Origin of the sequence: Streptomyces sp. URMC 126 (assembly GCF_051386555.1) — a bacterium.
In the GTDB taxonomy this organism is placed as follows: domain Bacteria; phylum Actinomycetota; class Actinomycetes; order Streptomycetales; family Streptomycetaceae; genus Streptomyces.
Genome location: NZ_JBPQTX010000965.1, coordinates 1 through 263 on the forward strand (window position 1 = coordinate 1; position 263 = coordinate 263).

Consider the following 263-nt stretch of genomic DNA (forward strand, 5'->3'; position numbering starts at 1 on the left):
GTCGGGAAGGACGGGAAGGACCACGTCATGACGGCCTCGCCGGGCCTGGGCACCACCACGCCCGCCGCCTCCGAACTCCTGCGCACCGTCTTCCGGCAGCACGCCGCGGGCGTCGCGGTCATCACCGCGCCCGGCGCCCGCCCCGCCGGCTTCACCGCGACGTCGCTCGCCTCCGTGGCCGCCGAGCCGCCGCTGCTCTCCTTCGGCGTGGGCGCCACCTCCTCCAGCTGGCCCGCCGTGGCCGAGGCCCGGCACGTCGGGGT

At 77.9% G+C, this 263-nt stretch carries 1 protein-coding gene; it reads left to right on the plus strand.

What is annotated here, in order from left to right; translation table 11 throughout:
* Positions 1-27: 27 nt before the first annotated feature.
* Positions 28-263, plus strand: a 236-nt coding sequence (locus ACSNOK_RS34690; RefSeq protein ID WP_436784690.1) for a flavin reductase family protein, incomplete at its 3' end; no start/stop codon positions are given.